The sequence below is a fragment of the Serratia sp. NCCP-200 genome, assembly GCF_059697885.1.
Genome location: NZ_BAAKUJ010000007.1, coordinates 131,122 through 157,537 on the forward strand (window position 1 = coordinate 131,122; position 26,416 = coordinate 157,537).

Annotated in this window: 24 protein-coding genes; 13 read left to right on the forward strand and 11 right to left on the reverse strand. The window is 55.8% G+C overall.

The features are described from left to right. Positions 1–58: 58 nt before the first annotated feature. The 5 genes from pckA to AC6HVW_RS20845 form a co-directional block, all read right to left on the reverse strand. A complete protein-coding gene (gene pckA / locus AC6HVW_RS20825; RefSeq protein ID WP_021807458.1) occupies positions 59–1,678 on the reverse strand; it encodes a phosphoenolpyruvate carboxykinase (ATP) in 1,620 nt (539 codons plus the stop codon). A gap of 200 nt (positions 1,679–1,878) precedes the next feature. Continuing rightward, positions 1,879–2,757, reverse strand: a complete 879-nt coding sequence (gene hslO, locus AC6HVW_RS20830; protein ID WP_021807459.1) for an Hsp33 family molecular chaperone HslO — start codon at positions 2,755–2,757, stop codon at positions 1,879–1,881. A gap of 25 nt (positions 2,758–2,782) precedes the next feature. After that, a complete protein-coding gene (hslR, locus tag AC6HVW_RS20835) occupies positions 2,783–3,190 on the reverse strand; it encodes a ribosome-associated heat shock protein Hsp15 (RefSeq protein ID WP_021181711.1) in 408 nt (135 codons plus the stop codon). After that, a complete protein-coding gene (yrfG, locus tag AC6HVW_RS20840; protein ID WP_071681363.1) occupies positions 3,187–3,867 on the reverse strand; it encodes a GMP/IMP nucleotidase in 681 nt (226 codons plus the stop codon). The genes hslR and yrfG overlap by 4 nt, the downstream gene beginning before the upstream one ends. An 84-nt stretch (positions 3,868–3,951) precedes the next feature. After that, positions 3,952–6,084: an intracellular growth attenuator family protein gene (locus AC6HVW_RS20845; RefSeq protein WP_071681361.1), complete on the reverse strand. Its 2,133-nt coding sequence runs from the start codon at positions 6,082–6,084 to the stop codon at positions 3,952–3,954. 448 nt (positions 6,085–6,532) lie between these two features. Here AC6HVW_RS20845 and nudE point away from each other — a divergent pair, with 448 nt between their 5' ends. Further along, positions 6,533–7,087: an ADP compounds hydrolase NudE gene (nudE, locus tag AC6HVW_RS20850; protein ID WP_021807462.1), complete on the forward strand. Its 555-nt coding sequence runs from the start codon at positions 6,533–6,535 to the stop codon at positions 7,085–7,087. 115 nt (positions 7,088–7,202) lie between these two features. On the opposite strand, the gene mrcA is transcribed toward nudE, so the two are convergent. Further along, positions 7,203–9,761: a peptidoglycan glycosyltransferase/peptidoglycan DD-transpeptidase MrcA gene (gene mrcA / locus AC6HVW_RS20855; RefSeq protein WP_071681359.1), complete on the reverse strand. Its 2,559-nt coding sequence runs from the start codon at positions 9,759–9,761 to the stop codon at positions 7,203–7,205. 121 nt (positions 9,762–9,882) lie between these two features. Here mrcA and pilM point away from each other — a divergent pair, with 121 nt between their 5' ends. The 12 genes from pilM (at position 9,883) to trpS (ending at position 20,207) form a co-directional block, all read left to right on the forward strand. Beyond that, positions 9,883–10,725: a type IV pilus biogenesis protein PilM gene (gene pilM, locus AC6HVW_RS20860; protein WP_071681358.1), complete on the forward strand. Its 843-nt coding sequence runs from the start codon at positions 9,883–9,885 to the stop codon at positions 10,723–10,725. Further along, positions 10,725–11,261 (forward strand): PilN domain-containing protein, encoded by a 537-nt coding sequence (locus AC6HVW_RS20865; protein ID WP_071681356.1) that lies wholly within the window; start codon positions 10,725–10,727, stop codon positions 11,259–11,261. Before pilM ends, AC6HVW_RS20865 begins: the two co-directional genes overlap by 1 nt. Further along, complete coding sequence (locus AC6HVW_RS20870) at positions 11,254–11,763, forward strand: type II secretion system protein M (protein ID WP_071681354.1); 510 nt, start codon at positions 11,254–11,256, stop codon at positions 11,761–11,763. The genes AC6HVW_RS20865 and AC6HVW_RS20870 overlap by 8 nt, the downstream gene beginning before the upstream one ends. Further along, entirely contained in the window at positions 11,756–12,112 is a 357-nt protein-coding gene (locus tag AC6HVW_RS20875; protein ID WP_071681352.1) for a DNA utilization family protein, read from the forward strand. The genes AC6HVW_RS20870 and AC6HVW_RS20875 overlap by 8 nt, the downstream gene beginning before the upstream one ends. Further along, complete coding sequence (gene hofQ, locus AC6HVW_RS20880; protein WP_071681350.1) at positions 12,112–13,359, forward strand: DNA uptake porin HofQ; 1,248 nt, start codon at positions 12,112–12,114, stop codon at positions 13,357–13,359. Before AC6HVW_RS20875 ends, hofQ begins: the two co-directional genes overlap by 1 nt. Positions 13,360–13,911: 552 nt before the next feature. Continuing rightward, a complete protein-coding gene (gene aroK / locus AC6HVW_RS20885) occupies positions 13,912–14,433 on the forward strand; it encodes a shikimate kinase AroK (RefSeq protein WP_005271698.1) in 522 nt (173 codons plus the stop codon). A gap of 94 nt (positions 14,434–14,527) precedes the next feature. Further along, entirely contained in the window at positions 14,528–15,625 is a 1,098-nt protein-coding gene (gene aroB, locus AC6HVW_RS20890; RefSeq protein ID WP_186486507.1) for a 3-dehydroquinate synthase, read from the forward strand. A 281-nt stretch (positions 15,626–15,906) separates the two neighbouring features. After that, entirely contained in the window at positions 15,907–16,899 is a 993-nt protein-coding gene (locus AC6HVW_RS20895) for an SPOR domain-containing protein (protein WP_021807470.1), read from the forward strand. An 84-nt stretch (positions 16,900–16,983) separates the two neighbouring features. After that, the gene (gene dam / locus AC6HVW_RS20900) at positions 16,984–17,805 is read left to right on the forward strand and encodes an adenine-specific DNA-methyltransferase (RefSeq protein ID WP_071681346.1); all 822 of its coding nucleotides are present in this window, start codon (positions 16,984–16,986) and stop codon (positions 17,803–17,805) included. Positions 17,806–17,831: 26 nt separating this feature from the next. Further along, the gene (gene rpe / locus AC6HVW_RS20905; RefSeq protein WP_021807472.1) at positions 17,832–18,509 is read left to right on the forward strand and encodes a ribulose-phosphate 3-epimerase; all 678 of its coding nucleotides are present in this window, start codon (positions 17,832–17,834) and stop codon (positions 18,507–18,509) included. Further along, a complete protein-coding gene (locus AC6HVW_RS20910) occupies positions 18,502–19,200 on the forward strand; it encodes a phosphoglycolate phosphatase (RefSeq protein ID WP_071681345.1) in 699 nt (232 codons plus the stop codon). Before rpe ends, AC6HVW_RS20910 begins: the two co-directional genes overlap by 8 nt. A gap of 2 nt (positions 19,201–19,202) precedes the next feature. Further along, complete coding sequence (trpS, locus tag AC6HVW_RS20915; RefSeq protein ID WP_021181695.1) at positions 19,203–20,207, forward strand: tryptophan--tRNA ligase; 1,005 nt, start codon at positions 19,203–19,205, stop codon at positions 20,205–20,207. A gap of 137 nt (positions 20,208–20,344) precedes the next feature. Here trpS and AC6HVW_RS20920 read toward each other — a convergent pair whose 3' ends face one another. The 5 genes from AC6HVW_RS20920 to nirB all read right to left on the reverse strand — a co-directional run bounded on the left by AC6HVW_RS20920 (position 20,345) and on the right by nirB (position 26,319). After that, complete coding sequence (locus AC6HVW_RS20920; RefSeq protein ID WP_186486506.1) at positions 20,345–20,905, reverse strand: NlpC/P60 family protein; 561 nt, start codon at positions 20,903–20,905, stop codon at positions 20,345–20,347. Positions 20,906–21,114: 209 nt separating this feature from the next. Beyond that, a complete protein-coding gene (cysG, locus tag AC6HVW_RS20925; protein WP_071681343.1) occupies positions 21,115–22,518 on the reverse strand; it encodes a siroheme synthase CysG in 1,404 nt (467 codons plus the stop codon). A 53-nt stretch (positions 22,519–22,571) separates the two neighbouring features. Beyond that, complete coding sequence (nirC, locus tag AC6HVW_RS20930; protein WP_021807475.1) at positions 22,572–23,372, reverse strand: nitrite transporter NirC; 801 nt, start codon at positions 23,370–23,372, stop codon at positions 22,572–22,574. A 71-nt stretch (positions 23,373–23,443) separates the two neighbouring features. Then, positions 23,444–23,773 (reverse strand): nitrite reductase small subunit NirD, encoded by a 330-nt coding sequence (gene nirD / locus AC6HVW_RS20935; protein ID WP_071681341.1) that lies wholly within the window; start codon positions 23,771–23,773, stop codon positions 23,444–23,446. Next, entirely contained in the window at positions 23,770–26,319 is a 2,550-nt protein-coding gene (nirB, locus tag AC6HVW_RS20940) for a nitrite reductase large subunit NirB (protein ID WP_021807477.1), read from the reverse strand. Before nirB ends, nirD begins: the two co-directional genes overlap by 4 nt. Positions 26,320–26,416 lie beyond the last annotated feature (97 nt).

Below are 26,416 nucleotides of genomic sequence, written 5' to 3' on the forward strand. Positions count from 1 at the left end.
GCCAAAAATAGAAAAGGCGCGGAATTCCGCGCCTTGGCTTAGGGGGTAATCAACGCAATTACAGTTTCGGACCCGAGCTGACCAGTGCAGCGCCTGCCGGGGTATCGGTGTATTTGTCGAAGTTGGTGATAAAGCGGTTCGCCAGATCGTGCGCCTTCTCTTCCCACTGTTCTATGTTGGCATAGGTGGCACGTGGGTCGAGGATGGCCGGATCAACGCCTGGCAGGGCAGTTGGCATCGACAGATCGAAGATTGGCAGCGTGATGGTTTCTGCCTTATCGATTTCACCGTTGAGGATGGCGTCGATAATGCCGCGGGTGTCTTTGATCGAGATACGCTTACCGGTGCCGTTCCAGCCGGTATTGACCAGGTAAGCCTGGGCTCCAGCTGCCTGCATGCGCTTGACCAGCACTTCCGCATACTGGGTTGGGTGCAGTGACAGGAATGCCGCGCCAAAGCAGGCAGAGAAGGTTGGCGTTGGCTCGGTAACGCCGCGCTCGGTACCAGCCAGCTTGGCGGTGAAACCAGACAGGAAGTGGTACTGGGTCTGGTTGGCCGTCAGGCGTGATACCGGTGGTAGTACGCCGAAGGCGTCCGCCGTCAGGAAGATCACCTTGGTAGCGTGGCCCGCTTTGGACACTGGCTTGACGATATTGTGGATGTGGTAGATCGGATAGGAAACACGGGTGTTTTCGGTTTTCGATCCGTCGTTGAAGTCCACGGTGCCATCGGCCAATACGGTGACGTTTTCCAGCAGCGCATCACGCTTGATGGCGTGATAGATATCTGGCTCGGCTTCTTCCGACAGCTTGATGGTCTTGGCGTAGCAGCCGCCTTCGAAGTTGAAGACGCCATCATCATCCCAGCCGTGTTCGTCATCGCCAATCAGTTGGCGTTTCGGATCGGTGGACAGGGTGGTTTTACCGGTGCCGGACAGGCCGAAGAACACCGCTACGTCGCCTTTCTCGCCCACGTTAGCCGAGCAGTGCATGGAGGCAATGCCTTTAAGCGGCAGCAGGTAGTTCATGATGGAGAACATACCCTTTTTCATTTCGCCGCCGTACCAGGTGCCGCCGATCAGCTGCATACGCTCGGTCAGGTTGAATGCCACGAAGTTTTCCGAGTTCATTCCCTGCTGCTGCCAGTTCGGGTTGGTGCACTTGGCACCGTTCATCACCACGAAATCAGGCTCAAAGCCTTGCAGTTCTTCATCGCTCGGGCGGATAAACATGTTTTTGACGAAATGCGCCTGCCAGGCCACTTCTGTGATAAAGCGGACTTTCAGGCGGGAATCTGCGTTAGCACCGCAGAAGGTATCGACCACGAACAGGCGCTTGCCGGAAAGCTGCTCGGTGACCAGTTTTTTCAGATCTGCCCAGACTTCAGGGCTGAGAGGTTTGTTGTCGTTCTTGCCTTTACCTTGATCGGCCCACCAGACGGTGTCCCGGGTGATATCGTCACGGACGATGTACTTATCTTTTGGCGAACGGCCGGTGAAGATGCCGGTATCGACGGCAACGGCACCCAGATTGGTTACTACACCACGCTCAAACCCTTGCAATGAAGGGTCCGTTTCTTCCTTAAACAGTAATTCATAACTCGGATTGTGAACGATTTCACCAACGTTATGAATTCCATAAGCGGCAAGATCCTGGTGGGTTATACCATTAACACGCATGTCACTACTCCTTGATCACAGAATTTCTGGCGACAATTGTAGGGATCCATGGCGATGTAACCGCGATAGGTATCAAATATTTAACGTATTAAACGTTTTTTAGTTACGTTATGAGATGTAGACCACGGAATAAAGCAAGCGTGCAAACGGCGGGGGCTGACGTGCGTCACAACTCGACGCACGTCACACCGCGGTGTTGCTTAATGCAGTTGGGTGTTGCTGTCGGCATTGCCGTTGTGGAGGGCGGCGATGTCTAACGCATCGAATACATAATGATTACCACAGTAATCACAGTGCATATCGATGTTGCCATCCTGTTCCAGCATATCGGCCACTTCTTCCGCTGGCAGCGTGATCAAGGCATCGGCACAGCGCTGGCGTGAACAGGTGCAGCGGAAGATCACGTCCTGAGGTTCGTACAGCGTAACCTCTTCCTGATGATAGAGGCGATACAGCACTTCGTTGGCCGGCAGGGTGAACAGCTCGTGATCCTTGATGGTGGCGGTCAGCTGCACCAGATGGTCGAAATCATCGGCATTGCCATCCTGAGCTGGCAGTACCTGCAGCAGCATACCGGCAGCCGCAGGTTTGCCTTCAGCTTCACCGGTACGGATAAACAGGCGCGTTGGCAACTGTTCGGACTGGCGGAAATACCCTTCCAGACACTGGGCCAGCGTTTCACCTTCCAGACCCACCACGCCCTGATAGCGTTCACCTTCAGACGGGCTGATGGTGATCACCATAATGCCGTTACCCAGCATCTGGTGCAGGGTGCTGTCGGCCACAATCTCGCCTTCGACACGGGCTACACCACGCATCTCCTGGCGATTATTGCCGTTGATCACTGCCAGTTTCAGCGGGCCGTCGCCTTGCACCTGAACGGTAATGTCACCGTCGAACTTCAGCGTGGCGGTCAGCAGGCTGGTGGCTACCAGCAACTCGCCCAGCAGTTTTTGTACCGGTGCCGGATAATCATGGTTGGTCAGGATGTGCTGATAGGTTTCGCTGACGGTAACCAGCTCACCGCGCACCGCGTAGTTTTCGAACAGGTAACGGTGTAATTGGTCATGGTTGGACATAGTTTTCTCTCTTTGAGGCGAGGGATTATTCCTGCTCGCCAAATTTAAATTTAATCAAATCGCGCCGCTCTTTCTTGTCCGGACGACGATCCGGATGCGGCATGGTCAGCGCATTCATCTTGCGTGCCAGCGCCACTTTCTCGCGGTTGGCAATGCTGGCCTCGGTTTCCTGATACATCAGCTGCGCCTCGTCGGCTCCACGCCGTTGGCTATTGATGGCCAGCACGATGACAGTGCGTTCGTCGTTGCCCTGACGCAGCTTGATTTCGGCATTGATTTCAACGGCTTTACTCGGCTTGCCGCGCTGCCCGTTGTAGTGCACCTTGCCGCCGTCGATCATGTCACGGGCCAGTGCGCGGGTTTTGTAAAATCGGGCGGCCCACAGCCATTTATCCAGGCGGACGGCCTCATCCGGTGTTGCTTTGGCTTTCATTGCTCCCTCCGTTCCAAGGCCGGTATCAACTGGCGGTAGTCGCTCATCGACGGATAACGCTGGAAAGTTTTACTCGCCATGCTGGAATCCGGGTTCTGCACGCCTAGGCAGTAGCGGATACCAAACTTGCGGGCGGCATCCAGAATGGGTTCACCATCATCCACAAACAGCGTGCGCTGCGGGTCAAAGCCGGTTTGCTGCTGCACGGCCCGCCACAGACGCTGATCTTCCTTTGGATAACCAAATGTGTGGGTGGAAAGTAATAAATCAAGGTGTCGATCCAAACCGGTGTGCTCAACCTTCACTGCCAGACTGTGTGGATGCGCGTTGGTGAGCAGGATGGTGCGCTGCCCGGCATCGCGTAACGCCTGCAAAAACGGCTGGGTATCTTCACGCAGCCGAGCTCGGTTACCGACTTCGCTGGTCATTTGGTAGATATCCAGCCCTAGGCGTTCGCTCCAGTAATCAAAGCAATACCAGTTCATGGTGTGTTGCACGGCCAGGTATTCCTGGTGAATGATTTTGCTGGCGTCGTCGAAGGGAATGTCTCGTTGCTCACTCAACGCCTGCGGTACCAGCGTTAGCCAAAAATGGCTGTCGAATTCAAGATCCAGCAGGGTGCCGTCCATATCCAGCAGTACGGTATCAATATCGTGCCAGTCAAACTCAGGAACCATGTACCAACTCCATAGGCGGGATAGCGGTATCCCGCGGATGATAAAAAACATACAGCCTAGTATAGGCGGATGGCAGGTCGGAGGCTACGCCATCGGGCGTATGGATATCGGGGTGAGCTGCGGGTTGAAGCAGCTGTCGTAATAGCGCTGGATGTCGGCGAGGCGATGTTGGTTTTTGCGCCTGCGTTGTACCAGCCGCCAGGTGTTGTAACCCAGCACGACGACCAACACCAGCAACAGCAGGCTGGTGCCAAGATAGCGCCACAGGGTCACGATATCCGGTTCACTATGCAGGGCGATATGCCGAGTGCCGTTGGCATCGACAAAGATATTGGTGATCACCCCGTTTGCCCGGAACGGCGTATGTAGCAACATGCTGCTAAGACGCTGTAGTTCTTTCCATTGGTCGAGTGAGTTGTATTCGTTCAGCGGCTGTGTGGGCAAGGGATAATCCACCAACTGCTTGCCTTCGTCACTGGTAATCAAAAAACCGCCCGGCGGTGGGCTGTTGAGGGCTGCAGCGGCCTGACGGGTTTCCCGCACCACGAAGGCAGAGGTAGCCGCGTTACTCAGGTTTTCCAGCGATTCAGCACTGACCGGACGCAGCAGGACGTTAACGCCTTCCAGCGCCCCGGATTTGGCCCGTTTCACCAGGTTGGCCCAGTTCTTGACGTTACCCAGATTGACCAGTGCATTCTTCAAGCGCACACAGTCGGCCTCCGTGCCACACAGGTCCTGCGTTTTCAATACGATATCCGCAAAGTCATCCAACAAGATCATGCCTGACTTTTCAATCGCGCTGGCCAACTGCGGGTTCACTTTCTGCTCGACACCGCTTGGGTGCAGTTGCCGGTTGATGGTGGCCATCAGCGCAGCCGCTTTATCGATCACTTCCGATTCGGGCTGTGGCAGCGGGGTCGCCGTATTCCAGTAGATCCCCGAACAATCGAAAGGCATAAAGCTTGGCGCAGTGGCGCTGTTGTTGCCCGAAGGAACGTAGCACATGCCGTTGCCCTGAATTTTCAGCCTATCGCCGATATGCAGTGGAATGGCCTCCAGCGCCTGAACGCTGGTGACTTCCGTTTTCTGTGTGCCCTGTAACCACGCGGTGCTCAATTTAGCGGGTAAGCTGAGTGGAATGTAGATTAACAGTAACAACAGCACCACGAGCGAACTGGCCGCTAATACGGCGTTCTTGCCCCAATACTGCAAGGGGAAGTTCTTCACTTCGTCATGCAGGGAAAGATAGTGCCCCTGACGTACCACCTGCCGGTTGAGGTAGATATCCACATTGGTGGTTTTACCCAGGTCTGCATTCAGGTAAGGCAGCCAGTGCGGGGGGTAGATCAAATCGATAATGCCAAAAGAGATATTACTGATTTGCCCCTGATTGGACTCACCGAATAACCCCCAGCGCTTTGGCGTGCCGCGCAGACAGTGCACCTCTTTCAGCTCTTTTTCGCTCGGGCGGCGCAACAGATGCCAGCAGCCCCAGACGATCATCAGCACCGCTACCAGAATGATCCAGGGGATCACTACCACCGGACTGATCAGGCTAAGGAACAGCAGCAGTAGGGCAGCAGAGATGAGGGCCGCTTCCTTGACGCCGTTCGGCCGATTAAGCTCATGTTCCTCGCGGGTTTCCTTGCGAATGTTCACCAACTCAATATGTTCGCTCTCTTCTTTGCGGATGGAGGCGTTCCTTGTCGGGGTTCTAGTCACTACCGGCGAAGGTGGGCTGTCGTAAATGTGATCCAGCAGCGAATGGCCGTTGAGTGAGATCACCAGCGGTAGCGTCTGGGTCTTGATCACTTCGACATGGTTATCGGCGCTGATGTACTGCTCCCAAAACGGAGGAAGATGGATCTCTTCCGAGTCGAGATAGTAGCGCCAGTTGTTGGGTTCATCGCTTGCCAGACCATAGCGGGTAATGGCATGGGTGATCGGGTAAACGTTGTCGCTCTGTGCGGTCAACGCCAGCCGGGCAGAAGGCAGGGAAGCGGAACCTGACAGCAGTTTGTTGCCCAGGCGGTTTTGTTGGTTGAGGTAATTCTCGATAGCTGCCCGCTCTGGCGCGGTCAGTTTGCGGTGGTTAGGTTTGACGAACGGCAGGATACCTGCCAAGGCTGGCTGGGGGCGGAATTTAAACCACAAGTAGAGGCCAGCAGCGATCAGGCAGGCTAGCGCTAAGGCCAATATCAACGCTATTGTGCTCATGCTATTCTCGTCCTACACCCATGAAACCGCCAATCTTACGCAAAGCCAGACATTATACGGAGTTAACCGCCCAGAGATAGAATGACCCACCGTTTAGTTGTTATCCGGCTCTCATTCGTGGCTATCGTTAGGCATTTACCGTACGATTTTTTAACCTGCACGAGCATAGCAATCCTCATGGTGTCCGGATATCAGGATTATCCTATTTGCCTACCTGTTTTTTTATCCACCGGGATAGCTGCTGGTCAGGTTTGTTAAAAAAAAGTAAATTACAGGCTAAGCTCGTTGCGGAAATGGTTCCCATTAACGCACAATGTGATCAAGATCGAGTTTAGCCAGTGGTTGACCCTTTTGCTGTCTGCCACAACGCGCATATTATTATCCTGGTTACCTGCCTGAGAGTACTGAGTATTCAGTGTATTAGGCGGTTAACCTATTTGAGGCAATCATGGATAAACAGCTGCAAAAACCTAAAATTCTGAAAGTAGAAACGGTCGCGCGCTCGCGTTTATTTAACGTGGAGTCGGTCGATCTGGAGTTCAGTAACGGTGTGCGGCGGGTCTATGAGCGTATGCGCCCTTCGGAACGCGAAGCGGTGATGATTGTGCCGGTGATAGGGGATGATTTGCTGCTGATCCGTGAATACGCGGTAGGCACCGAATCCTATGAGCTGGGTTTCCCTAAAGGGCTGATTGATCCTGGCGAAGGAGTGTTGGAAGCCGCTAACCGCGAACTGATGGAAGAAGTCGGCTTTGGGGCCGGGCGCTTTGATTTTCTCAGCAAACTGACGATGGCACCGTCCTATTTTTCCAGCCAGATGAATATCGTGCTGGCACACGACCTCTATGCGCAAAGTCTGGAGGGGGACGAGCCAGAGCCGTTACCCCAGGTACGTTGGCCGATAGCCAACATGATGGCACTGCTGGCGGAACCGGACTTTCGTGAGGCGCGCAATGTCAGCGCATTGTTCCTGGCAGAGGCATTCCTGCGCGGTTCACGCTAACCCTCCATCGATTCATCTGCACGAGCGTTGATGACAAATCCGCCCGGACTCACAACATGCGGCGCCCGCCGGTTAAGATAAAAAAATGGCCAGATTGCTCTGGCCATTGTCGTTTTTAGAACAGCTCGTGACTTTCGCCACCAGGGTCTGTCAGGGTGGTTCCGGCATCATGTACCGAGAACTCCGTGGGTTGAGTGCCTTCGATAAAGTACTCGGAACGGCTACCCCCGCCCCCGTTGGACAGTTTGCCGGTGCTCTTGTCGATGGTCACGCTGACAATCCCCGGCGGTGGAGTGACTTTCTGCTCTGGCAGGCCTTCCAGCGCCACCTTCATAAAGTCATCCCAAGCCGGTTGAGCACTCTTCGCTCCACCTTCACCACCGGAAATCTGATCCGGGATAGCACCTGAAGCGGAGGAACGGCCAAGATTGCGGCGGTGATCGTCGAAACCGATCCACACCGATGTCACTGTTTCTGGGCCGTAGCCGGAGAACCAGGCATCTTTCGAACTGTTGGTCGTACCAGTTTTGCCGCCGATATCATGGCGTTTAAGATCGCGGCCTGCGCGCCAGCCGGTACCCATCCAGCCCGGTTCACCGAAGATATTGGTGTTCAATGCATCACGGATCAGGAACGACAGCGGGGTGCTGATCACATGTGGTGCATACTGCTGGTCGTTATCCTGCTGCATCTGTGCCGGGGTTACCTGCTCAAGCTGTGGCATCGGGACGTTGGCATTGTTGCCTTCCTGCGATACCGCCACGTTCTCGACGTTATCATCGGAAAGCATGGCTGAACGATGCGTATCGCCGTAGATCACCGGCAGGTTGCAGCTATCGCAGACCACTTTCGGTTTGGCTTCGAATACCGCGTTACCCGTATCGTCTTCGATCTTGGTGATGAAGTACGGGTCAACCAGATAGCCACCGTTGGCCAACACGGCATAGCCGCGAGCCACCTGTAGCGGGGTGAACGAAGCCGAACCTAGCGCCAGCGATTCCGAATGCACGATGTTTTGCGCAGGGAAACCAAAGCGTTGCAGATATTCAGCGGCATAGTCCACGCCCATGGCGCGCATTGCCCGCACCATCACCACGTTTTTCGATTGGCCTAGGCCTTGGCGTAGTCGGATAGGACCGTCGTAAGTAGGTGGCGAGTTTTTCGGCCGCCAGTCGGTACCGGCACCGGCATCCCAACGGGTGATCGGCAGATCGTTGAGGATGGTGGCCAACGTCAGGCCCTTATCCATCGCCGCGGTATACAGGAACGGTTTGATGTTGGACCCCACCTGGCGCAGCGCCTGGGTTGCGCGGTTGAACTTGCTCTGGTTGAAATCGAAGCCGCCGACCAACGCTTTGATAGCGCCAGTATTAGGATCGAGCGACACCAGCGCCGAGTTCACGTCCGGCACCTGTGACAGCCACCAGTTGTCGTTAACTTTACGCACCCAGATCTGTTGGCCGGGCTGCACCACGTCGGTGACGCGCTTCGGCGTAGGGCCTTGCAGCGTATCGCTCTTGAACGCACGTGCCCAGCGCATGCCAGACATAGGGAGCGCAATGCGGCTGCCATCGGCCAGCATGGCGGTAGCCTGTTCGGCATCCGCCTGCAGGATCACCGCAGGAGACAGCGGGCCGTAGTTCGGCAGGTTCTTCAGTGAATCGACAATCTGTTTCTGATCCCAGGCAGGCTCACCCACTTTCCACAGCACGTTTGACGGGCCGCGATAGCCGTGGCGCATGTCGTAGTTGAGGATGTTGTTACGTACCGCCTCCTGCGCACCTTGTTGCAGCCGCTTGGTGATGGTGGTGTACACCTTGTAACCGTCGGTATAGGCGTTTTCACCGTAACGCTTGATCATCTCCTGACGCACCAGCTCTGAAAGATAAGGGGCGGAGAAGCTGATTTCCGGCGCATGGTAATTGGCTACCAAAGGTTCACTGCGGGCCTGATCGTACTGCGCCTGTGTGATGTAGCGCTCATCCAGCATTCGCGATAGCACCACGTTACGACGCGCTACGGACCGATCGTGGGAGTACAACGGGTTAAAGGTAGAAGGTGCCTTGGGTAATCCGGCAATGGTGGCCATTTCGCTCAGCGTCAGTTGGCTGACATCCTTACCAAAATAGACGTGCGCGGCAGCACCCACGCCATAAGCGCGGTAACCCAGATAGATTTTGTTCAGATACAGCTCAAGAATTTCATCCTTGGTCAGCATCTGTTCAATGCGGATCGCCAGGAAGGCTTCCTTGATTTTGCGCATCAAGGTGCGTTCCGGGCTCAAGAAGAAGTTTCTGGCCAACTGCTGGGTGATGGTACTGGCCCCCTGCGAAGCATGGCCGGAAACCAGCGCGACCGATGCGGCACGGAAGATACCAACGGGATCGACCCCGTGATGATCATAGAAACGGCTGTCCTCCGTGGCGATGAAGGCATGCACCATCACCGGTGGGATTTGGTCCAGCTTGAGAGGAATACGGCGTTTTTCACCATATTGGGCGATCAGTTCGCCCTCCGCGCTGTAAACCTGCATCGGGATTTGTAGCCGCACGTCTTTCAGCGTTGCGACATCGGGCAGCTGTGGCTCGACATATTTGTACAAGCCAAAAATCGAGGCTGCTCCCAGCACGATGCAAAACACTGCAAGGATTAAAAGATACTTTACGAACTTCACCTGAGATTTCCCATTTCATGTCAATTGGGCAGTTTATAAACAACCGCGCGGTAGTATAAAGGCAAGCCTGCAACATGGATATGTTCTTTTGTTATCTGAGGGTACGGAGGTGGGGTGAAATATGTTTTCTCAAACGTGGCAGGTGGGGTTGGATATCCAGGATCACAGCATCAGAGCGCTGGCTGCGCAGCGTCGGCGTAACGGTTGGCAATTGCGCCACTGGTGGCAACAGGCATTGCCCTATTCGGCGCTGCGGGCGGGGCATTTAGAGAGTTCTGCGATGCTGGTGGAGGTACTCAAGCAGTGGCGTAGCCGGTTACCAAGACATATTTCCTTACGCATTGCTTTACCCGCGCAGCGGGTTTTACAGCAGACGTTACCCCTGCCGGATCTGCGCTTGCAGGAGCCGGTTCGCCACGACTACATCACCACCCAGGGTCTGAAACAGTTCCCGTTAGACAGCCAGACGTTAGCAATGGATTACCGTCAGGCGCAGCCCAATACCCATCAGCTGCTGCTCACCGCGGCCCGCCAGCAGGAGCTGCAACAATGGCTGCATTGCCTGCAACAGGTGGACCTGCATCCCCAAGTGATCGATATCGCCCCCAGTGCGCTCAGCATGATGGCCGCATTTGCCGGCTTGGCTCCCGATGCCGGGCTGCTGCATCGCCTGGAGTCGGAATGGTTATGGGTAGCACCGCGAGCGATGCCCTTTGCGTATGGTGTCTTGCCTGCGGGGGAAGCCGTCGGCGTCAAGCAGGCGTTGGCAGCCCTGCGTTCAGCTTGCCCAGCCATGGGGACTAAAGAGGTGTATTACAGCAGCGTGCTGGAGGAGGCCGCGCCAGAAGGTGCCATGCCTTGGTCACCGTTCACGGCTTTCAGCCGCTTATACCCGCCGCTGCCCGCTCAGCCAATGGCGTTTGTTCTGGCTGGCGGGTTGGCTCTGCGCCGCGAGGATGCCTGATGTATCAGGTCAATCTGTTGCCCTGGCGCCTCAGACGGCAGCGGCAGCGCTACACCTTCTGGTTACGCTGCTTCGTTGCTCAATTGCTGCTGGTGCTGGCTATGCTCACGGCAGCCTACTTTTTGCTGTTCTACCAACAGGCCAGGCAACATTCGATATTGCAGGACTTAACGCAGCAACACACTGAGCTGGCAGAGCGTATTCAACAGACGCAGCAAAAGATGGCCGAACTGGCCCGTTTAGCCGCAGAAAGCGACCGTTACCAGCATAATCGAGCGCACAACCTGCGTTACCTGTCGCTATTGCAGCAGCTCTCGGTAACGCTGCCTGAAACCCTGTGGCTCACGGATTTTGAAGAGAACGCCAGGGGGATTTTGCTGCGGGGACAAGGTGGGGCGTATGGGGAGATCGTCACCTTTGAACGACGGTTGGCCGCGCTACCTTTGTTGCAGGGCTGTCGCCTGGTTGAAGTCACGCAGCGTAAGGAGGGAGGGCTGGCGTTCACTGTCACGGCACGCTGGGGGCAGGATGGATAAGCCCTTGCCAGACTGGCTGATCCCCTGGCTCGCCCGGCCTGGCTGGCAACTGCTGGCGGCTCAATGGCTGGTATTAGCCGGGGTTGCGCTGTTGGCCTGCAGTGGGGTGATCACGGGGGAATGGCAACGGTGGGAAAGGCTGGATGAGCAGCGTCAGCAGTTGGTACACCAGATTGCCGAGCGTCAGCAGCAACTGAGCCAGCTACCGCCGTTAGCAGAGCTTGAGCAGCGGTTAGGGCAGCAGGTGTTGATCGTGCCTGATGAGCCGGGGGATTTGGGGGCTCAGCTCTATCAGCTTGGGGGGCGGCTGCTACGTTTCCAGCAGCAGGAGAAATCAGCCCAACAAAAGATAAGGTTACAGCTAGATTTCGAGGGCTTGCTGCGCTTGCTGGAGGTGCTGCCCTCCACCCGCAGGATTGGGCAAATGAAAATCGAGAGGCAGCCCGAAGGGTTAACCACTCAACTGACTCTGATTAGCTCAGAAGAGGCGTTGGATGAATAAGGCGTGGTGGTTTTGGCTGCTGTTCTCGGCCCCGCTGTGGGCTGAACAGTATCGCGATCCGTTCCAGCCACCGCTAACGGCGGCCTGCGCCGATCCTGCCGTTTCACCGGAGGATTGGCGGTTGAAAGGGATTATTGGCACGCCGGATTTGCGCTATGGCTGGGTGGTCACCCCGCAGGGGCAGTGGTTGGGGTTATTGCCCCGGCAGCGGGTGCTGGATGGGGATTGGCAAGTGATGCAGATCCAGCCCCGGCAGCTTGAACTCGTGGCGCAGGATAGGGCCGAAGCATGTCGGCCACGCACGAGTAGTGTGGTGCTCACGTTGGGGAAAAACCGTAAGGAAAAGTGATGAAAGGATATCAGTGGCTTTTGGTGGGGTGGCTGGCTCTCCCTTTGGCGGTGATGGCGGACGTGAAGCAGGAAAAGCCGGTGTCGCTGGCTTTCCATGATACCCCGGTCAGCCTGATTTTACAGGCGCTGGCGGAGTATCAAGACTTGAACCTGGTGGCCGCCGAGGGTGTCGATACCAATCTGACGCTGCGGTTGGACAATGTTCCCTGGCAGCAGGCGTTGGCCGTGGTGTTACGCATGGGCAAACTGACGATGACGCTGGAGGGCAATGTGATGATGGTTTTCCCACTGCCGGATGAACAGGAGCTGCTTCGTCGGCAGCGGGCGTTGGCGCAGCAGGAGCCGCTGCACAACCTGACGATCACGCTGCAAAACGCGGAGGCCAGCGAGATAGCGCAGAGCCTGGATAGCCAACGTGGCAAATTATTGACCGAGCGTGGCAGCGTCGTGGTGGATAAACGCACCAACGCGTTGCTGCTGCGTGACACCGCTCAGGCGCTGGCCCAGTTGAAAACCTGGGTGGCAGAAATGGATACCCCGCTGGAACAGGTACAACTGGCTGCCCATATTGTCACCATCAGCAGCGAGAATTTGCGGGAGCTTGGCGTAAGGTGGGGGCTGGCGGCAGAAGAAAGGCCAGCTAAAAAGCTGCGGATAGACAATTTCAGCGTTGGTCTGCCGGTAGAGAACAGCGCCATAACGGCCGGTTTCCACCTGGCACGTATCAGCGGGCGCATCCTGGATCTGGAGCTGTCGGCGCTGGAGCAGGAAAATCAGGTGGAGATTATCGCCAGCCCGCGCCTGCTTACCGCACATCTGCAAACCGCCAGCATTAAACAGGGCACGGAAATCCCCTACGAGGTGTCGAGCGGTTCCAGCGGTGCCACCTCGATCGAGTTCAAGGACGCGGTGCTGGGCATGGAAGTCACGCCGAAGATTTTGCCCAATGGCCGCATCACCCTGGCGTTACAGATCAGCCAGAATATGCCCGGGCGTTCGATCAAACAGGGCGAAGGAGAGGCGCTGGCGATCGACAAGCAGGAGATTAAAACCCAGGTGACGGTGAAAGATGGTGAAACCATCGTCTTAGGGGGCATTTTTCAGCGTCAGCGCAACCAAACGGCCGATAAAGTCCCTGGCGTGGGCAATATCCCCTTGCTGGGATCGCTGTTCAAACATAGCAACCAACAGCATAAAAGGCGCGAGTTGGTGATTTTCATCACGCCCACACTGGTTAAAGTCTAAATTGTCTCGATCGTGATGTTTGGCACGGTGATGACGCCAAGGCCAAATGAGGGAAACCGACGAAAGTTGCCGTTAATCTGCCAAATCACGACATCCCGTGACTTTTTCAGATAAACTCCAGGCGGAGATCTCGCTGCAATGCTCGGTTCATGAGGTCTTGGTCCAAAATCCTAGCCGTTGAAAACGCTTAAAAGTTGGCAAGCAAATGCACTTTTTTTCGTGCCTTAGAGGCATCTGAGTTTGACGCTGCGGCAGATTTAGCTTACAAGGGTTACCGAATTGAGCACCGAGGTTTTTTTGTTAATGCTGTACCCGTCGTCTTCCAGGCTGAAACCTGGGATCCATAGGGTATAAGACGCCGTTAAAAACGTATGGTTTCCCTCCTGCGGCGTGGATAGTGATTTATTCGGTTGCCAAACTACCAAGAGTGTTGAGATAATTTTTCGTCTGATCTCGCACTATCGCTCATGAGGTTTCAGTTTAGGTCCCGCCGCTAATTTGATTGGCGGGGCGGGTTATCATTAACGAATTGTCTTAGTAATACCGAAAAACATGGCAGAGAAACGCAATATCTTTCTGGTTGGGCCTATGGGTGCCGGCAAAAGCACTATTGGCCGTCAGTTAGCTCAGCAACTCAATATGGAGTTTTTCGACTCCGATCAAGAAATTGAGCGACGTACCGGAGCTGACGTGGGCTGGGTATTCGACGTGGAAGGGGAAGAAGGTTTCCGCGATCGTGAAGAAAAAGTCATTAATGAACTGACGGAAAAGCAAGGGATTGTGCTGGCTACCGGCGGGGGCTCGGTTAAGTCGCGTGAAACGCGTAACCGCCTGTCGGCGCGTGGTGTCGTGGTCTATTTGGAAACCACTATCGAGAAACAGTTGGCCCGTACTCAGCGCGACAAGAAGCGTCCGCTGCTGCAGGTAGACTCTCCTCCGCGTGAGGTGCTGGAAGCGCTGGCTAGAGAGCGCAATCCGTTGTACGAAGAAATTGCAGATGTCACTATCCGCACCGACGATCAAAGCGCTAAAGTGGTTGCCAACCAGATTATCAACATGCTGGAAAGTAACTGATAGCGGGTTCCGTGTTGGCCGCGGGCAAATGCGGAAATTCTGATTGTGTTCCCCGCGTTGGCGGGGATAAACCACACCGAGAACTGAGCGCGACATGGAGAGAATTACCGTAACGCTTGGGGAGCGTAGCTACCCGATTACCATAGCCGCCGGATTGTTTGACGATCCGGCTTCTTTTATGCCGCTAAAGGCGAGTGAACAGGTCATGCTGGTCACCAACCAGACTTTGGCACCGTTGTATCTGGGGCGGATCCGGTCGGTGCTGGAACAGGGCGGCGTAGTGGTGGATCAGGTGATTCTACCTGATGGCGAACAGTATAAATCTCTGGCCGTACTCGAGCAGGTGTTCTCGGCGCTGCTGGAAAAGCCCCACGGTCGCGATACCACGTTAGTTGCCCTCGGCGGCGGCGTGATTGGCGATCTGACCGGCTTTGCCGCAGCGTGCTATCAACGCGGTGTGCGTTTTATCCAGGTTCCTACCACGCTGCTCTCGCAGGTGGACTCCTCCGTTGGCGGCAAAACCGCCGTCAATCATCCGCTCGGTAAAAATATGATCGGCGCCTTCTACCAACCGGCTTCGGTGGTGGTAGATCTGGACTGCCTGCGTACTTTACCGGCGCGTGAACTCTCCTCTGGTCTGGCGGAAGTGATCAAATACGGGATTATTCTCGATGGTGATTTTTTCGTCTGGCTGGAAAATAATATTGATGCGCTGGTTGCGCTGGATATGGACGCGTTAGCGTACTGCATCCGCCGCTGTTGCGAATTGAAGGCCGAAGTGGTGGCTGCCGATGAACGTGAAAACGGTCTGCGGGCGTTGCTCAATCTGGGCCATACCTACGGCCATGCCATCGAAGCCGAAATGGGCTACGGTGTCTGGCTGCACGGTGAAGCCGTGGCGGCTGGCATGGTGATGGCTGCGCAAACAGCACGTCGCCTGGGCCAGTTCTCGGCTGACGATATCGAACGGATCAAGGCGCTGCTGCTGCGCGCCGGGTTGCCGGTTTGCGGGCCGCAGGAAATGACGCCTGAGGCCTATCTGCCACACATGCTGCGTGATAAAAAAGTGTTGGCGGGGGCGTTGCGTTTGGTATTGCCGAAGGGCATTGGTGAAGCAGAAGTTCGTGGCGGTGTCGCCCATGAGCTGGTGCTGGCATCCATCGCTGACTGTTTACCAACACAGCGCGCGTAAGTCGGTTACACTCAATAACGTTAACGTTTCGCCAGGTCGATATGCAGCCGTTGCTCTGCTGCTATCCGGGCTGCACCTTGCCCGCCTGGCAATTCCATGGATGGCGTAATTTGACGCAGGTCGACAGTGCTTGAGCTTGCGGGCTATAACAGTAGCTTGGCTGCTGTTAGACTCTATAAAAATTGTGCGCAGGGCGAGACAGATGTCGCTTTGCCATCATCGGGTTAATAGTCTCGAACCACCTGGGTGGCGAGATTTTGCCTCTAGTTGGAGGGTTTCAGATGGATGAATTTAAACCAGAAGACGATCTCAGGCCTGATACCAGCGATCGCCGTCCTTCGCGTTCACGTCGGCCAGCCGCAACTGGGCCGCGTTTTGCCGTTTCACGCCAGCATATGATGATTGGGATTGGCATTTTGGTGCTGCTGTTGCTGATCATCGGTATCGGTTCGGCGCTGAAGGCCCCCACCAAGCACGAGGTCGCGCAACAAGGGGCAACCCGCGACATCAATCTGTCGGGCTCATCGTCGCTGACCACCAGCAACAACGGTGTTGCGGGCGGCACTACGGATACCAACGATAACAACGGTGTCAGTACCTCTCAGCCCCAGACTGTTAGCGTTCCACCTATCTCCAGCACGCCGACTGAAGCACAACCTGTAGTACCACAGGGTGGTGCTGGTGAGCGTGTCGATCTGCCAGGCAACATGGCAGACGCCCTGTCTTCACAACAAGGTCAGGTTGATGCTGCTGCCGCGCAAAGTCTCAATGCCCCGGTTTCCGCTTTGCCAACCGCTCCGGCAACCGTGATGAACGGTGCTGCCGCGCGTCCGGCGGCGAATAACAATGCAACCGCTGCGACGCAGCCGCATAAAACGCCTGCCTCCAAGCCAGCAGCCACCAAGCCGACAGCATCGGTCAAACCTTCTGCGACCACCACCACGGTTTACACCCCACCGGCCAAAGGCAAGAGTGGTGTGGTGAGCGGCAGCGGAAGCTCACTGAAAACCGCACCGGGTAGCCATTACACGCTGCAGTTGAGCAGTGCCTCACGCTCCGATACGTTGAATGCCTTTGCCAAGCAACAGAATTTGCCACACTTTATGGTGTACGAGACCAAACGTGATGGGAAACCCTGGTATGTGTTAGTGAGCGGCAACTACGCCTCTTCGGCGGAGGCCAAGCGTGCTATCGCTACGCTGCCGGCGGAAGTTCAGGCGAAAAAACCATGGGTCCGTCCTGTACAGCAAGTACAGCAAGACCTGAAAAAATAATCATTAATTTTGTGCGCTGATGTGCTGTCTGAAGCAGAGTACATATCCGCCGCTCTGAATTGTAATAAGTAGCTAACTGACGGCATGAAGAAAAACCGCGCTTTTTTAAAATGGGCTGGTGGAAAATACCCGCTGATAGACGAGATCCGTCGTCATTTACCAGAGGGTAACTGCTTAATCGAGCCCTTCGTGGGCGCGGGTTCAGTCTTCCTGAACACAGAGTATGAGGCTTATATTCTCGCCGATATCAACAGCGACCTTATCAGCCTGTATAACATCGTTAAGCTGCGCACGAATGATTTCGTGCGCGATGCCCGCTTGCTTTTCACCGACGAATTCAATAACTCTGAGCAGTTCTACCTGCTGCGCGAAGAGTTCAACACCACCACCGATGAGTATCGGCGCGCGCTGCTGTTCCTGTATCTGAACCGCCACTGCTATAACGGCCTGTGCCGCTATAACCTGCGTGGTGAGTTCAATGTGCCGTTTGGGCGTTACAAGAAACCCTACTTCCCGGAAGAAGAGCTGTATTGGTTTGCTGAAAAATCACGCAATGCCACTTTTGTCTGCGAGCACTATCACGATACCATGGTGAAGGCGACCCAAGGTGCGGTGGTCTATTGCGATCCGCCTTATGCTCCTCTGTCGGCAACGGCGAATTTTACCGCATATCACACCAACAGCTTTAGCCTGGCCGATCAGCAAGGGCTGGCGCGCATTGCGCATCAGCTGTCGGTTGAAAGCCAGGTGCCGGTGTTGATTTCCAACCATGACACCGAGCTGACGCGTGACTGGTATCAACATGCTTCGCTGCATGTGGTGAAGGCTCGTCGCACCATCAGCCGCAATATTTTAGGCCGCAGTAAAGTGAACGAACTTCTGGCGCTGTATAAAAAAGCGGAATAACTCGACCCCTACGTTTGGAGAAGCGGATGAAAAAGTTTTTGATTGCCCCGTCCATTCTGTCTGCAGATTTTGCCCGCCTGGGTGAAGATACTGCCAAAGTGTTGGCCGCCGGCGCCGACGTGGTGCATTTTGACGTGATGGATAACCACTACGTGCCTAATCTGACGATCGGGCCAATGGTGTGCGAAGCCTTGCGCAATTACGGCATTACCGCACCGATTGACGTCCATCTGATGGTAAAACCGGTCGATCGCATCGTGCCGGACTTTGCCAAGGCAGGGGCAACCTACATCTCTTTCCATCCCGAAGCTTCCGAACACGTTGACCGTACCATCCAACTGATCAAAGAGAACGGCTGCAAGGCGGGCTTGGTGTTTAACCCAGCGACCCCGTTGAGCTATCTCGATTACGTGATGGACAAGATCGACGTGATCCTGCTGATGTCGGTCAACCCTGGTTTTGGCGGTCAATCCTTTATCCACGGCACGTTAGACAAGCTGCGTCAGGTTCGCAAACTGATCGATGAAAGCGGTCGTGACATTCGCCTGGAAGTGGACGGCGGCGTGAAGGTAGACAATATTGCCGAGATCGCAGCGGCGGGCGCGGACATGTTCGTGGCAGGCTCGGCCATCTTTGGCAAGCCGGATTACCGCGCGGTGATTGATCAAATGCGCAGCGAACTGGCCAAGGTGACTCATGGCTGATTTTAGCGCTATCCGTGGTCTGGCCTTCGATCTCGACGGCACGCTGGTAGACAGTGCGCCGGGTTTGGCGGCGGCCATCGATATGGCGTTGGCGGAAATGGGTCTGCCGCAGGCCGGTGAGGCCCGTGTTGGCACCTGGATTGGTAACGGTGCCGATGTGCTGGTCCAGCGTGCGCTGCGCTGGGCAGAGGTAGAAGCCACGCCGGAACTGTGCCTGCAAATGCGTCAACGTTTCGACCATTTCTATGGGCAAACCGTAGAAAGCGGCAGCCGCCTGTTTCCACAGGTAATAGAGACGCTGGCCCAGTTGGCCAAGCTGGGCTACCCGCTAGCGCTGGTCACCAATAAGCCGACACCCTTTGTGGCCCCTTTGCTGACGGCGCTCGGCATTATCGACTTTTTCTCGCTGATCATCGGCGGTGACGACGTGGTGGAGAAAAAGCCACATCCTGCTCCGCTGTATCTGGTGTTCGGCAAGCTTGGCCTGCGGGCCGGTGAAGTGCTGTTCGTCGGTGATTCACGCAATGATATTCAGGCGGCGCAGGCGGCAGGTTGCCCGAGCGTCGGTCTGACTTACGGATATAACTACGGTGAAGCGATCGCCCTGAGCCATCCCGACCGCGTGTTGGAGCGCTTCGCCGATTTGTTGCCCGCACTTGGGCTGTCATCTTTAGAAGATCGGGAAATTTAACTATGAGTAAGCCCATCGTTTTCAGCGGCGCGCAGCCGTCCGGTGAACTGACTATCGGCAACTACATGGGGGCGCTGCGCCAGTGGGTGCAGCTGCAGGACGAGTTTGATTGCATCTACTGCATCGTCGATCTGCATGCCATCACCGTGCGTCAGGATGCACAACAGCTGCGTAAAGCCACCCTGGATACGTTGGCGCTGTACCTGGCCTGTGGTATCGATCCAGAGAAAAGCACCATCTTCGTGCAGTCTCATGTGCCGGAACATACGCAACTGAGCTGGGTGCTGAATTGCTACACCTATTTCGGTGAACTGAGCCGCATGACCCAGTTCAAAGACAAGTCGTCGCGCTATGCGGAAAACATCAACGCCGGTCTGTTCAGCTATCCGGTGCTGATGGCGGCAGACATTCTGCTGTATCAGACCAATCAGGTGCCGGTCGGTGAAGACCAGAAGCAGCATCTGGAACTGAGCCGTGACGTCGGCCAGCGCTTCAACGCGCTGTATGGCGACGTGTTCAAGGTGCCGGAGCCGTTTATTCCGAAATCCGGCGCGCGCGTGATGTCGCTGCAAGAGCCAACCAAGAAGATGTCCAAGTCGGATGATAACCGTAACAACGTGATCGGCCTGCTGGAAGATCCGAAGGCGGTGACCAAGAAGATCAAACGTGCGATGACCGATTCCCAGGATCCGCCGGTCATCCGTTACGACGTTGCCAATAAAGCGGGGGTGTCCAACCTGTTGGATATCCTTTCCGGCGTGACCGGCAAGAGCATTGCCCAACTGGAAGCCGAATTTGAGGGCCAGATGTATGGTCACCTGAAGGGCGCCGTAGCAGAGGCCGTGTCTGGTATGTTGGTCGAGCTGCAAGAGCGTTATCACCGTTTCCGCAACGATGAGGCTCTGTTACAGCAGGTGATGCGTGATGGCGCGGCGAAAGCTCGTGCACGCGCGCAGGAAACCTTGGCGAAGGTGTATGAAGCCGTAGGTTTTGTACCGCATCCTTAACGGATACTGCGTAACGGTAGCAATAAACAGCGGCCCATAGATGGCCGCTTTTTTGTGGCAGGGTTATCCTGCCAATCAGGGAGTCAAGTTCCCGGATATCCACTTTGCCGAATTGATCCTGGGAAAGAGAGCGCGGATTATACAATCACGCGGCGTGCGGTGGCGTAGCGTTTTACCCAGTAGTCATTTTGCAGGCTGGAAATTTTTACGCCCTGGCTGGTTGAAGCGTGAATAAACTGTTCATCGCCGATGTAAACCCCCACGTGGCGTTCTGCGGATGTCATACGAAAGAAGACCAGATCGCCAGGCCGGAGGTCGGCACGCGTTGTACCCACGCCGTGACCGATCTGCCGGGACGTGGTTCTCGGCAAACGCTCATTGAGCATATCCGCAAAGGCAGAATGATAGATTTCCTGCATCAACGATGAACAGTCGATCCCCTTTTTCGACGCCCCGCCAAGCTTGTATTTCACGCCTTCCCACTGGGCAAATTCGGAAAGGATCCTGTCCCGTATCTCTTTATCATCAGGTACGGACGATTTCGTGGTGGCAGTGCCCTCATCTCTAAAAGGAGATGAAAATGCAGGGCTAGCCAGCAGGATAGTAAGAATAAGTAGGCTGAAGGTAGTAAAAGATTTCAAAGTCATAACAATAAACAAGATTAAATAATAAGCAAAAAGAGGGTGAAAAATAGCCATCTCATCCGTTCAGATCAAGATCTAAATTGCTGCTTATATGTTAATAACTTGTATCTCACACGGGTTTTTCATTGCGTGTCAGTATGTTTTATGACCTTTTTATGTCTGGACGATGGGTCAGTAACGGGTCATTGTTTAACCAATGTTTAGGTTCGCCGCTGTAGGCAGGAAATCACGACCGCTGGCTAACCAACGGCCGAGATCCTGTATCAGGCAATTTTGCTGAGGTCTGCTGGTGTCTGCCGGCAGGCATTCCAGTTCAGCTTGCGGCGCAGGCTGACGACGCTGCCAACGATAATCAGGCTTGGGCTGGCAGCCTGTTTGGCTAGCTCACCCAGTTGCGCCAGCTCGCCTTCTATCACACGTTGGCGAGTTGAGGTGCCGTTTTCGACCAGAGCTACGGGCATTGAGGCCGCCATACCGTGAGCGGTCAGCTGCTGCTGAATTTCTGCCGCCTGAGTTAGCCCCATATAGAACACCAGCGTCTGCTGTTTGGCGGCAAGCTGTGCCCAGTCTAATCCGCCGTCGGCCTTGGCGTGCCCCGTCACCAAACGCACGCTTTGCGCGTGATCGCGGTGGGTGAGGGGGATGCCGCTGTAAGCCGAGCAACCTGAAGCCGCAGTGATCCCCGGTACTACCGAGAAGGGAATGTCCGCTTCGGCCAGCGTTTCCAGTTCTTCGCCACCCCGGCCAAAGATGAAGGGGTCGCCCCCTTTTAGCCGGACGACACGCAGGCCTCGTCTGGCCTGCTCCACCAGGATCTGATTGATGTGTTCCTGTGGTACGCAGTGGTATCCGGCACGCTTGCCTACAAAGATACGCTCGGCATCGCGGCGCACCAGGGCCATAATTTCTTCAGAGACCAGGCGGTCGTAAACGACCACGTCAGCCTGTTGGATCTGCTGCAGACCTTTCAGCGTCAGCAGGCCAGCATCGCCGGGGCCTGCGCCTACCAGCACCACTTCGCCCTGTTCTTCAGGCCGATCGGCGAACAGCTTTTCAACCTGCTGGTTGGCCTGCGGGGTATCGCCGTTGGCCAGGGACTGCGCCAGTCTGTCGTGTACGAACAACCTTTCCCAGAAGCGGCGACGAGCGCCAATGCTGGCAAACTCCTGCTTTACCCGCTGGCGCAATGAACCCGCCAACTGAGCCAGTTGACCCAGATGCTGCGGCAGAATGGCTTCCAGTTTTTCCCGTAGCAGACGTGCCAGCACCGGGGCTTTGCCCCCGGAAGAAACGGCCACCATAATCGGCGAACGATCGATAATCGAAGGCATGATAAAGCTGGCGCGTTTGGGGTCGTCCACCACGTTGCAGAACACCTGCCGTTGGTTGGCGCACTGATAAACCAGGGCGTTGACTTCCACCCGATCGGTGGCGGCAATCACTAACCATTTTTCTGCCAGCAAGTCGGCAGAAAACTCACTTTCTACCAGAGTCACTTGGCCCTGTTCGGCCCAGATCAGGAATTGCTCACTGAATTCGAGCGAGTTGACGGTTAACTGCGCACCGGCGTCCAGCAGCAGGCGAGCCTTACGTTCAGCGACTTCCCCGCCGCCGACCAGCAGGCAGGCTTTGTGTTGCAGTTGGCAGAAAATGGGTAAGTAATCCATCGGCAATCCTCGGGGAAGTGGCTAACGAGGGCGATCGCTCACCCCCAAAATCATTATGCGGTTTGGCGAGCGGCGGCAATCTCAGCCTGTGGACGTTGGGCACGTGGCGTGGCATACCAGTAACCGAGGCCCATAAAGACGGCGCCAGAGACCATATTGCCCAGAGTCACCCACAGCAGGTTATGACCGATACCGCTCAGGGTATAGGCTTCACTGTGGTGGCCGAACCAGGACAGGGCAAATAGCGTCATGTTAGCCACCGAGTGCTCGTAACCGGAAGCGATAAACGCCAGCAAACACCACCAGATGGCGATGAATTTGGCCGCGCCTTCAACGCGCAATGCCATCCAGATCGCGAGGCAAACCAACCAGTTACACAGTACACCTTTGAAGAACAGCACTTCTGCCGGGGCAGTGGTTTTGGCCAGCGCCACGGTATGTACCAGGCTGGTATCCATCGGCAGTAGGCTACCCCCGCCGTAATAATACATCAGCGCAACCAGCACCGAACCGAGCAGGTTACCCAACCAGGTTTGTGGCAGCACGGCCCACATCTGGCGGTGCTTGATGGTACCGGCTTTGACGCCCAGCATCAGAAACATGGTGTGGCCAGTGAACAGCTCTGAACCGGCGATGATCACCAGCGTCAGTGCGATACCGAAGGTGGCACCCATGACCAACGGACGGATAGACGGATCCACCAGGTTGCCGAGGGTAAAGATCAGGATAATACCCAATCCGACATAGGCCCCGGCCATAGCGGAACTGATCCAGAAGCCGAGCGGACTCTCTTTGGCCAGTTTGACGATGCGTGCCGCGTTGGCAGCACATTTGTTGATGGTGTCGGTGAACATAAATTTCCCTGGGAAGTAATAAAAATTGGTGCCGTGCCCCTTGGTTAACTTTAACCAAGGGGCATCGTGTTTTATTGCATTGCCACCTGAACCAGGCCGTCGACTACCCGGCTGGTGAAGCTGGCCACGGAGCGGCTCTCATCTTCCAGACAGAAACCGTCGTGCAGGCGGAAATGCTGTTTTTTCAGCGGGCTGGCGACCCACAATTCACCCTGATGCTCGGCAATCAGTCCGCGAGAGAGCACGCTGGCCTGGGCAAACGGGTCGATATTGCTGATGGCAAACAGCCGTTCGTCGGCATAGGGGCGGAATATCGCCACCTGCTGGGTGCCGATCAGCGCACACACGCCGGTCGCGGGCAGAATATCGGCGATGGGGCAAACGGTGATCCACTGGCTCATGCGTTGTTCTCCTCGGTTTCCAGCAAGGTGACGGGAATGCGTTCATCCGGGCGGGCTGGGCGATGTTGCTCGCGCTCGGCCACGACCTGAACGTTAGGATCGCGCTGGCTATTGTTAATAAAGTGAGCGAAACGCACCTGCGATGCAGGATTTTCGACAGTTGCTTTCCATTCGCAGATCACCGCTTCACGCAGGCGAGCAATTTCGGTTTCCAGCTGTGCGTTGATGCCCAGCTTGTCGTCAATAATCACCTTGCGCAGATAATCGATGCCGCCTTCCAGGCTTTCCAGCCAGACCGAGGTACGCTGCAACTTATCGCCGGTGCGGATGTAGAACATCATGAAACGGTCGAGGTAACGCATCAGCGTTTCGTTGTCGAGATCGGCGGCCAGCAAATCGGCATGGCGCGGTTTCATCCCGCCGTTGCCGCAGACATACAGGTTCCAGCCGTTCTCGGTGGCAATAATGCCGACGTCTTTCCCCTGCGCCTCGGCACACTCGCGGGTACAGCCGGAAACGCCAAACTTCATCTTGTGCGGGGTACGGATGCCTTTGTAACGGTGTTCAAGCTGCACGCCGAAGCCAACGCTGTCACCCACGCCATAGCGGCACCAGGTGCTGCCGACGCAGGTTTTCGCCATCCGCAGCGCCTTGGCGTAGGCGTGGCCGGTTTCGAAGCCGGCGGCGATCAGCTTGCTCCAGATGGCGGGCAGATCGTCTTTCTGCGCACCAAACATGCCGATACGCATCGAGCCGGTCATCTTGGTGTACAGGTTGTATTCTTTGGCAATCTGGCCGACGGCGATCAGACCTTCCGGCGTGATTTCACCACCGGCTGAGCGCGGGATCACCGAATAAGTGCCGTCTTTCTGGATGTTGCCCAGGAAGTTGTCGTTGGTGTCTTGCAGCGGCGTGTGCTGCGGCTTGAGCACATACTCGTTCCAGCAGGAGGCCAGCAGTGAACCAACGGTCGGTTTACAGACTTCGCAGCCGTAACCCTTACCGTATTTCGCCAACAGCTCGTCGAAGGTCTTGATGCCTTCAACCCGGATCAGGTGGTACAGCTCCTGGCGGGAATAGGCAAAGTGTTCACACAGGTGATGGTTAACCTCGATGCCCTGTTTGCTCAGTTCGGCATTCAGCACCTGGGTGATCAGTGGAATACAGCCGCCGCAGCCGGTACCGGCCTTGGTCTCGGACTTGATCGCCGCCACGGTATGGCAGCCCATATTCACCGCTTTGATGATATCTCCCTTGCTGACGTCGAAGCAGGAACAGATCTGTGCGGTTTCTGGCAGCGAATCTACGCCGATGGCAGGCTTGCTGCCGGCATGGGCTGGCAGGATCAGGCTGTCCGGGTTTTCCGGCAGTTCGATATTATTCAGTGCCAGCTGCAGCAGGTTGCCGTAGTCGCTGGTATCGCCGACCAACACCGCGCCGAGCAACGTTTTGTTGTCCGCGCTGACGACCAGACGCTTGTAAACCTCTTTGCTTTCATCCAGATAGACGTAGCTGCGGGCGCCTTCGGTACGCGCATGCGCATCGCCGATGCCCCCAACATCGACCCCCAGCAGCTTCAGTTTGGCGCTCATATCGGCACCCTGGAAGCTGTTTTCACGGCTCAGCAGATGGTCGGCGGTGACCTGAGCCATCTTGTAGCCCGGTGCTACCAAGCCAAAGGTGCGCTGCTGCCAGGAGGCGCATTCGCCGATGGCATAAACGTCTGGATCGGAGGTCTGGCAGTTATCGTTAATCGCAATGCCGCCGCGTGGGGCGGTAGCCAGCCCGCATTGGTGAGCCAGTTTGTCCTGCGGGCGGATGCCGGTGGAGAAGACGATAAAGTCGACCTCCAGCTCGCTGCCGTCGGCAAAGTGCATGGTTTTGCGTGCGCTTTTGCCGCCGTTGATGATTTCGGTGGTGTTCTTGCCGGTGTGGACTTTGACACCCATGCGCTCGATCTTGCGGCGCAGCTGGTCGCCGCCCATCGGATCGAGCTGTTCTGCCATCAACATCGGCGCGAACTCGATCACGTGGGTTTCTACGCCCAGGCTTTTCAGTGCGCCAGCCGCTTCCAGGCCGAGCAGGCCACCGCCCACTACCGCGCCACGTTTACTGCGGCGGGCGCAGGATTCGATAGCGTTAAGATCTTCAATGGTGCGGTAAACGAAGCAGTCCTGAGTCTCTGAACCTTTGATCGGCGGGATCCACGGGTAGGAGCCGGTCGCCATGATCAGCTTGTCGTAATACACCGTGCGGCCGGTATTGGAGTGGATCACTTTCTCTGCGCGGTTAATGGTGATCGCGCGCTCGCCAACCAGCACTTTGACGCCCTGTTTTTCGTAGAAGCCTTCGCGGACCAGCGAAAGCTCTTCTGCAGTGTGGTGGGAGAAATAGGAGGAGAGATGCACGCGGTCGTAGGCGATGCGTGGCTCTTCACAAAAGATGGTGATGTCGAACTGGTCTTTGTCTGCCTTTTCCAGCAGATCTTCGATAAAGCGGTGGCCGACCATGCCGTTGCCGATAACCGCGAGTTGGACTCTGCTCATTATTGCCTCAAAATTCTGATTTCCTGGATGTACCTTATTCCTCCCAGAAGGCAATTTATTGATACAGGTCAAGCTAGCCCTTATATACCTCTAAGGT

Coding starts and splice junctions, on each gene's coding strand:
- aroK (WP_005271698.1), top strand. CDS start 13,912: ATGGCAGAGAAACGCAATATCTTTCTGGTTGGGCCTATGGGTGCCGGC.
- hslR (WP_021181711.1), bottom strand. CDS start 3,190: ATGAAAGCCAAAGCAACACCGGATGAGGCCGTCCGCCTGGATAAATGG.
- AC6HVW_RS20870 (WP_071681354.1), top strand. CDS start 11,254: ATGGATAAGCCCTTGCCAGACTGGCTGATCCCCTGGCTCGCCCGGCCT.
- nirC (WP_021807475.1), bottom strand. CDS start 23,372: ATGTTCACCGACACCATCAACAAATGTGCTGCCAACGCGGCACGCATC.
- AC6HVW_RS20920 (WP_186486506.1), bottom strand. CDS start 20,905: ATGGCTATTTTTCACCCTCTTTTTGCTTATTATTTAATCTTGTTTATT.
- nudE (WP_021807462.1), top strand. CDS start 6,533: ATGGATAAACAGCTGCAAAAACCTAAAATTCTGAAAGTAGAAACGGTC.
- AC6HVW_RS20875 (WP_071681352.1), top strand. CDS start 11,756: ATGAATAAGGCGTGGTGGTTTTGGCTGCTGTTCTCGGCCCCGCTGTGG.
- AC6HVW_RS20895 (WP_021807470.1), top strand. CDS start 15,907: ATGGATGAATTTAAACCAGAAGACGATCTCAGGCCTGATACCAGCGAT.
- rpe (WP_021807472.1), top strand. CDS start 17,832: ATGAAAAAGTTTTTGATTGCCCCGTCCATTCTGTCTGCAGATTTTGCC.
- aroB (WP_186486507.1), top strand. CDS start 14,528: ATGGAGAGAATTACCGTAACGCTTGGGGAGCGTAGCTACCCGATTACC.
- AC6HVW_RS20865 (WP_071681356.1), top strand. CDS start 10,725: ATGTATCAGGTCAATCTGTTGCCCTGGCGCCTCAGACGGCAGCGGCAG.
- AC6HVW_RS20845 (WP_071681361.1), bottom strand. CDS start 6,084: ATGAGCACAATAGCGTTGATATTGGCCTTAGCGCTAGCCTGCCTGATC.
- pckA (WP_021807458.1), bottom strand. CDS start 1,678: ATGCGTGTTAATGGTATAACCCACCAGGATCTTGCCGCTTATGGAATT.
- dam (WP_071681346.1), top strand. CDS start 16,984: ATGAAGAAAAACCGCGCTTTTTTAAAATGGGCTGGTGGAAAATACCCG.
- nirD (WP_071681341.1), bottom strand. CDS start 23,773: ATGAGCCAGTGGATCACCGTTTGCCCCATCGCCGATATTCTGCCCGCG.
- yrfG (WP_071681363.1), bottom strand. CDS start 3,867: ATGGTTCCTGAGTTTGACTGGCACGATATTGATACCGTACTGCTGGAT.
- hofQ (WP_071681350.1), top strand. CDS start 12,112: ATGAAAGGATATCAGTGGCTTTTGGTGGGGTGGCTGGCTCTCCCTTTG.
- nirB (WP_021807477.1), bottom strand. CDS start 26,319: ATGAGCAGAGTCCAACTCGCGGTTATCGGCAACGGCATGGTCGGCCAC.
- pilM (WP_071681358.1), top strand. CDS start 9,883: ATGTTTTCTCAAACGTGGCAGGTGGGGTTGGATATCCAGGATCACAGC.
- hslO (WP_021807459.1), bottom strand. CDS start 2,757: ATGTCCAACCATGACCAATTACACCGTTACCTGTTCGAAAACTACGCG.
- trpS (WP_021181695.1), top strand. CDS start 19,203: ATGAGTAAGCCCATCGTTTTCAGCGGCGCGCAGCCGTCCGGTGAACTG.
- cysG (WP_071681343.1), bottom strand. CDS start 22,518: ATGGATTACTTACCCATTTTCTGCCAACTGCAACACAAAGCCTGCCTG.
- AC6HVW_RS20910 (WP_071681345.1), top strand. CDS start 18,502: ATGGCTGATTTTAGCGCTATCCGTGGTCTGGCCTTCGATCTCGACGGC.